6 protein-coding genes are annotated in these 6,608 nt (G+C 57.7%); 3 read left to right on the forward strand and 3 right to left on the reverse strand.

Annotated elements, in window-relative coordinates:
• Positions 1-88: 88 nt before the first annotated feature.
• Both MPRO_RS15635 and MPRO_RS15640 read right to left on the reverse strand, forming a co-directional pair.
• Complete coding sequence (locus MPRO_RS15635; RefSeq protein ID WP_067294710.1) at positions 89-1,546, reverse strand: two-component system sensor histidine kinase NtrB; 1,458 nt, start codon at positions 1,544-1,546, stop codon at positions 89-91.
• Between the two features lie 342 nt (positions 1,547-1,888).
• Positions 1,889-2,707 (reverse strand): DUF2726 domain-containing protein, encoded by an 819-nt coding sequence (locus MPRO_RS15640; RefSeq protein WP_067294713.1) that lies wholly within the window; start codon positions 2,705-2,707, stop codon positions 1,889-1,891.
• Between the two features lie 218 nt (positions 2,708-2,925).
• Between MPRO_RS15640 and MPRO_RS15645 the strand changes: the two genes are divergently transcribed.
• From MPRO_RS15645 to dacB, 3 genes are all read left to right on the forward strand, one after another.
• The gene (locus tag MPRO_RS15645) at positions 2,926-3,822 is read left to right on the forward strand and encodes an EamA family transporter (RefSeq protein WP_067294716.1); all 897 of its coding nucleotides are present in this window, start codon (positions 2,926-2,928) and stop codon (positions 3,820-3,822) included.
• A gap of 90 nt (positions 3,823-3,912) precedes the next feature.
• Entirely contained in the window at positions 3,913-4,107 is a 195-nt protein-coding gene (locus MPRO_RS15650) for a hypothetical protein (protein ID WP_067294719.1), read from the forward strand.
• 193 nt (positions 4,108-4,300) lie between these two features.
• A complete protein-coding gene (gene dacB / locus MPRO_RS15655) occupies positions 4,301-5,761 on the forward strand; it encodes a D-alanyl-D-alanine carboxypeptidase/D-alanyl-D-alanine endopeptidase (protein ID WP_067294722.1) in 1,461 nt (486 codons plus the stop codon).
• 81 nt (positions 5,762-5,842) lie between these two features.
• Here the strand turns inward: dacB and MPRO_RS15660 are convergent, their stop codons facing one another.
• Complete coding sequence (locus MPRO_RS15660) at positions 5,843-6,292, reverse strand: hypothetical protein (protein ID WP_067294724.1); 450 nt, start codon at positions 6,290-6,292, stop codon at positions 5,843-5,845.
• Positions 6,293-6,608: the final 316 nt, after the last annotated feature.

Here is a 6,608-nt window from a genome sequence, read left to right on the forward strand (position 1 = left end):
CGAGCCGGGGAGTTTGGGCGCTAGCTTGAAAGCCCGGCAGGTTCAGCTGCTGAGCTGAGCCTGCCAGGCACAAGGCCGCCTTTTTGCGTCAGGCTTCGGGCAGCTTGAGCTCAATATGGAAACTGGTGCCGGAGTCCGCATCCGAGGTCACGGCCATATGGCCCTGATGCTGCTCGGTAATAACAAAGTAGGAGAACGACAGTCGCTTGCCTGCATCCAGGGCCTGATCCGCTGACGGGTCGCTGAAATAGGGCTCGAACAGGTGCATCTGTTCATCACCGCTCAGGGCCACACCATTGTGATGAATACGAATCCAGAAAGATTCATATTCGGTGCTCAGTTCAATGCGAATACAAGGCTTGTGATCCGCAGCCTCCACCTGCCCCAGAGCATTGCAGGCGTGGCGGAACAGGCTCAGAAAAACCTGCTGCAACTCGGTCACGTAGCAGGACACCATGGGCAGGTCGGACTCGTACTGCCGGTCGATACGGATATCCCGAAAACGCAGCTGCGACGGCGCACTCAGCACATCGTTCGCAAGCTCCAGCGTATGGTCCATGATATCCGGCAAACGCGCCATCTGGCTGACTTCCGTACGGCCACGGGCGAAGGACAACAAGTTGTTGATAATCGACTCAACGTGCTGGCCTTTTTCCGACGCATCCGCCAGCAGGCTGCCGAACTTGTCCAACTCACGGCCAAAGCCCTCTTCCGCCCCTTTACCCTGACTCAACAGGCTTTGAAAACTGCTCAGATCAAACAGAATGGCCTGCAATGGCTTGTTGATATCGTGTGCCATGGTGGAGGCCAGCTCGCCCATGGACGACATCTTGTCGTGGTGGATCAGCATATTTTCCGCCAGCACCCGCTTGGTGACATCATCCACCAGAATAACGACACCGCTCTCGCTATGATCCTGCAGCGGATAGACGGTGATATCAAAATGATAGGTGCCGGGCTGACTCTGCTTAAAGTTAAGAGTTTCGTTATTGTCCATCGCCTGGCTGATCTGGCGCGGTGATACCGTAATGGACGGGTACAGATCCCAGAGGTTTTTATCCAGCGCATCGGCGACGCCAATACCGGAGATTTCCTCAGCCTTGCTGTTCCACTGTGTGATCTGACCCTGCCTGTTGAGGCCAATCAGCATTAGCGGCATGGATCTGAGAATATTGCGAATATAGGATTCCGAGGACTTCAGCAGGCCGGAAGTAACCACATGCTGCTGCACTTCCTGCTCCAGCAGCTGATTGGATTCCCTGAGCAGCCGGTTGGACTCGTCCAGCGTGGCGGTGCGCTCCAGCACCCGCTGTTCAAGGTTATTGCGAATGGCCTTGAGGGCGCGGTTGGACTTCTGCACCCGACGCCAGATAACGAACATATTGATTGCCGCGATAGACAGCAGAATAATCAGAATGCCGCTCGACCAGTTGGCGACATACTGCCAGTTGGTTTTGCCATCGTCGTCTTTGAACAGCGTGGTCAGATCAGCGTGAAGGCTTTGGCTTTGCAGAAACAGCAGCGTCAAGAATAAGTATTTTTTCATCTCTACATTCAATAATCAGAGAAAATATTAATGGCATTTCAGGGCTCGTCGGGGATGTTCCATAAACCCAAGCCTGCCAATAACCTAACGCTGCTATTGCACTGCCGACTCAAACAAACATCACCCGACCAACATTCCCAACAGCACCAACCCGCTCAATGCACGATGACAAGCATTTTTCTCTTTACAGGCAAAAAAACAGCCGGCCTTGCTAACAGTTGAAACTGCGGCAAATTGTACTGTACCCGCCTCCCAATGGCTATGCGGGCGGCAAGGCATAGAAACGCTGTATTGTAGGTCAGGCGCGCAAATACGCCCGACAATCAGCCTCTGGGGCGCCCGTTAAGGCACCAGCCCTTCGAGTCGCTGACTCAGCGGCTCCTCATTGCGCTCGATCTGTAATGGCATGCGCTGGCGGCAGCTTGGCGCCAGACTGCAGGCCCAGTACGCCTTGTCCGGCGCAGCACCCTTGGGGGCTCGCTGCAGCACCATGGGTGCTGCGCAGCGCGGACATTCCATACTCTGGGCGCTTGATGCCGCGAAGGAGTCAGCTGCCGACCTGTCATGCCGCGCCGACAGCGATAGCGCACCGGCTATTATGGATTCAAATACGGGCTCGCTTTCCGCCCTTTGCTGTGCCGGTGCCAGCGCCTGTACCGGCGGCTCAAACAATGCATCAAACTGCAGACCAATCTCCGCAACCTGATAGCTGGCCTGTGCCGGCACCCGCAGCAAGGGTAAACCCGCCTGCTCGCAGATCACATCCAGCTGCAGGTCGCGGCGTGCCATTTTCGCGCGACGCAGCGAGGGCGCATCCAGCTCCACCGCGCAAACAGGCTCCAGTGCCGCCCGGGTGCAAACCAGAAAACTGAATTGTCGACCTTCCAGCCCCGCCATAGCAGCATCCAGGGCGGCCCCTTCCAGAGTCTCGTCCACCGTCACCACATCGGCCAGGGCGATACGCGCCAGTACGCGGTGATCTGTACCCACGGCCTGCTCAAGCACCTCCAGAAAGCGGCACTGCTCATCGTTTAGCAACCGCTCGCCAAGCTCATAGGAGCCAATATATTCATCGGCTGGGACCCTGCGACGACGCAGCAGGAATATCACCACCGCCAGCACCACCAAAGCCACCAGAACAGGCCAGTTAAACCACTGCATTTGAATCATTTCCTCGTCCGCAATCAGGCTTTACTGCCACAGGCAGCAGGGCGTATTTTCACCGTCGCAGTACAGCAGCCGATGCCTGAACGCCAGCCAAACGCGGTGGGCCTGTTTGCCATATGCGGCAAAAATTTTCTATTGCCGCCAAAACTGGCGTTGACGCTACGACAAGACGATAGAATGGCTTTTTACGCCGGCCGGAAACACCCTCACCGATGAACAGAAAAGCCTGGACCCTCGCCTTGCTGGTAATACTGGCCTGGGGCTGCAATTTCGTTTTTATCCGCTGGGGACTCGATGAACTCCCCCCCATGCTGCTCGGTGCGCTGCGCTTTACCTGTGTCGCCTTTCCGGCGATTCTGTTTGTGCGCCGGCCGGCCTTGCCGTTTCGCTGGCTGTTTGCCTACGGTATCACTATCAGCTTCGGCCAGTTTGCCCTGCTGTTCAGCGCCATGCATGTCGGCATGCCCGCCGGCATCGCCTCCCTGGTACTTCAGGCCCAGGCGATTTTCACCCTGGTGTTCGCGATGCTGTTCCTCGGCGAACGCTGGCAGCCGCAGCAACTCTGGGCACTGCTGATCGCGGGGCTGGGGCTGGGTGTACTCGCCAGCCAGGCTGACCCTGCCACCATGACTCTGGCGGGCTTCGGCCTGACACTGGCAGCCGCTGCCAGCTGGGGGGCGGGTAATATCATCAATCGCCATATAGGCAGCCGTGGCTCCGTCGATCTGGTGAGCCTGGTGATCTGGGGCGCCCTGATTCCACCGCTGCCCTTTATGCTGATGTCATATTTTATCGAAGGGCCGGAGCTGATCATGGCCAGTCTTGCGGGAATGGGCATCAAGTCGCTGGTGTCCCTGACCTATCTGGCACTGGTAGCCACCATTTTCGGCTATAGCACCTGGGGCTGGCTGCTCCGGCACCACCCGGCCTCACGCATAGCCCCGCTAACACTGCTGGTGCCTATAGTCGGACTGCTCTGCGCCTGGCTGATTCTGGACGAAAGCCTGTCGCCGGTGCAGGCAATCGGTATTGTGCTGGTCATGCTGGGGCTGCTGGTAAACAGCTTCGGTCAGCGCTGGCTGCAAGGATTCAAGAGTATCCTGACCTGAAGGCTTCCTTAAGCTCAGGGCCGGGAACTTCTTGCAAAAGCAGAGCGCCTAAACCATACCTGTAGGGTCTGTTTTTGCGAGGCTTCCCCCATGTACAAGGTCAAACGCTGGACGGCCGAACAACTGGCGAAGATGAACGAGGAGTCTTTTCTGGTTGAGGCGCTGGATATGATACGCCTGTCCCCCGAGCTCAGTGATGGCAGCAATACCATTGATGCCATGAAAACAAAGCTCGACGCCCTGGAGACTGCCCTGGGCATTCGCCTGGACGGCCTTAAGGATTGATAGCCACCAGGTCGCAGGCTAGCAGCCTGCGGCCCTTAAGCCGCTTGCACCCTCTCGCTCTCATCGACTGCATTCATCTGCCGCATCCCTCTGAACTGTTATCCTTGATCAGTGACCAACACTCCTTAGTCATCAACGCTCTTGAAAAACCAACCCACACCGCTGCCCTCTGGGCCAGGATCCTGCCACTACCATGAAACTGCGATTTTTCCTGCTGCTGTTCGTGAGCCTTGCAACTATCAACAACAGCGCCCGTGCCCAGGCACCCGCAGGCAGCTGGCAATCTTTGCTGGCACTGGCACCCACCGGCAGTCAGATTGGTCTGCGGGTTGAGCCGCTGGATGCCGGCGGCAGCGTTCGCATCGATTATCAGTCTGACCTGCTGCTGCCCCCGGCCAGTACGCTTAAGCTACTGACCGCCTATGCCGCCGAGCTGCAGCTGGGGTCGGATTTTCGCTACCAAACTCGGCTCTGGCGCCGGGGCCAGCAGCAGAGCAATCGCTGGCAGGGCGACTGGCGACTGGAATTCAGCAGTGCACCGGATTTCAGCCGGGCCCAGTTGAGCCAACTGCTGGAACAGATAAAGCTGAGCGGCATTACCCAGATCAGCGGCGACCTGCTGCTGGACAGCTCCGCCTTCGATGGCTACGACCGCGGCAATGGCTGGCCCTGGAACAACCTCGGTGTCTGCTACAGCGCTCCGGCAGCGGCGATCATACTGGATGGCAACTGCGTGGCCGCAAGCCTGACCCCCAACGCACCAGGCACAGTTGCACGTTTCTTTGTTCCGCCGCACCAGCCGCTGGACGTCACCAATGAAGTCATGACTGTTACCCTGCAGCAGCAACTGGAGACACTGTGCGAACTGGAAATGGATACAGGCCCCGGCAATCATTACCGTCTGCACGGCTGCGTGGCCAATAACCGCAAGATCGTACCGCTGAATTTTGCCGTCAATGACCCTGTTGCATTCACCCGCGACGTCATCGCCCAGCAATTGCAGGAGCTCGGTATTCAGCTGCAGGGACAGATTCGCGGTGTCAGTGACGCCGGCAGCAACTGGCAGGCCGTGATGCAGCTCGAGTCCGCACCACTGTCACAACTGCTGACCACCATGCTGCAGGATTCGGATAACCTGTTCGCCGACAGTCTGCTGAAAACCCTGAGCAATCAGGCCGGCAGCCCTGGCAATTTCCGTAATGGCGTACGTGTCATGAAAGACCGGCTGGAAGAGACACTGGGACAGCGCCTTGAACCCGCCACCCTGGCGGACGGTTCGGGCCTGTCGCGGGATAATTTGTTACAGCCCGCGCAGCTCGCCGCCGTGCTGCGCCAGCTAGCCCGCACGCCGGCATCCAGCAGTTATCAGGCACTGGCAGTGGCCGGCGAGTCCGGCACCCTGCGCTATCGCAGCACCCTGCGAAAGCCCCCGTTACTGGGTAACGTGCGTGCTAAAAGCGGCACCATCAATGGCACCAGCAATCTGGCCGGCTATATCACCGGGGCCTCGGGCCAGCGCTATCTGTTTGTATTGATGGTATCTGGTATCAGTCTGAGCGATGCCGACCGACGTGCATCCTGGCGTGACCCGCTGCAGCACCCGGTACGGGCGTTCGAGAAGGCCATGCTGGAATGGATTTACCAGCGCGGCTGACACAAACGAAAAAGCCCGAAGCGCTGACCACCAGGGTCATCGCTTCGGGCCTGCTTTAGACCGGCTTACAGTTAAGACGGTTTATTGCGCGGCTTTTGCTTCAGCCTCGGCCTTCATGCCTTCCTCAGTGCCCATGACGTCCTTGGCCATATCCATAGCGGCACCGGCGGCGCTGACGACTTTAGTGGACGTCGCACTCGCCATGGCGGAGGCTTGCGAAGCTACGTCTGCGGCCATGCTCTCGGCGCCTTCCACCATATCGGTAGCGGTTTCTGTCACGGCATCGGCGGCATGGGTCGCCATATCCTTACCTTCTTCCAGCATCATTTCAGCCTTTTCCTCGACGACCTCTGCTGTGGTTGGCGCAGGCGCCTCAACCTCAACAGTCGCGGCAGGTGCAACCTGAGCTTCTTCTGCTGCCGGGGCGGCAGCGGGTGCCGCAGCCTTTTTTTCAGCTTCGTCATTGCCGCAACCGGTCAGGGCTACGCTGGTCAGCAGTACTGCAGAACAAAGCATATAGGGCAGTTTCATAACTATCGTCACTCCATGTCGTTGAATAATTTTGGCCCACAATACAGCAGACGCTGCACCGGACAGCCAATATCGGGTAACCCGGATAGCTTCAATATAAACCAGAAGTCCCGATACCCTTCCCAAAAGGTGCGCTCAATGTGCACCGACGCGCCTTAACCGCTCCTGAGCAAGGGCACCCTGGCAGCCTGTCGGACTTAACACTGATCTACTGCGGAAAAGCCGAATTTGGTTATTTCTTGTTCTCTTTATTGTTGAATAGAACCACTATTCGCCTCAAAAGAGCTCAAAAACTAACTCAAATCGGTCTTTCCCT

Source organism: Marinobacterium profundum (assembly GCF_001528745.1).
GTDB classification, from domain to species: domain Bacteria; phylum Pseudomonadota; class Gammaproteobacteria; order Pseudomonadales; family Balneatricaceae; genus Marinobacterium_A; species Marinobacterium_A profundum.

Bases quoted from the DNA above. Each gene is read 5' to 3' on its own strand.
- MPRO_RS15635 (WP_067294710.1), bottom strand. From the start codon at position 1,546: ATGAAAAAATACTTATTCTTGACGCTGCTGTTTCTGCAAAGCCAAAGC.
- MPRO_RS15640 (WP_067294713.1), bottom strand. From the start codon at position 2,707: ATGCAGTGGTTTAACTGGCCTGTTCTGGTGGCTTTGGTGGTGCTGGCG.
- MPRO_RS15645 (WP_067294716.1), top strand. From the start codon at position 2,926: ATGAACAGAAAAGCCTGGACCCTCGCCTTGCTGGTAATACTGGCCTGG.
- MPRO_RS15650 (WP_067294719.1), top strand. From the start codon at position 3,913: ATGTACAAGGTCAAACGCTGGACGGCCGAACAACTGGCGAAGATGAAC.
- dacB (WP_067294722.1), top strand. From the start codon at position 4,301: ATGAAACTGCGATTTTTCCTGCTGCTGTTCGTGAGCCTTGCAACTATC.
- MPRO_RS15660 (WP_067294724.1), bottom strand. From the start codon at position 6,292: ATGAAACTGCCCTATATGCTTTGTTCTGCAGTACTGCTGACCAGCGTA.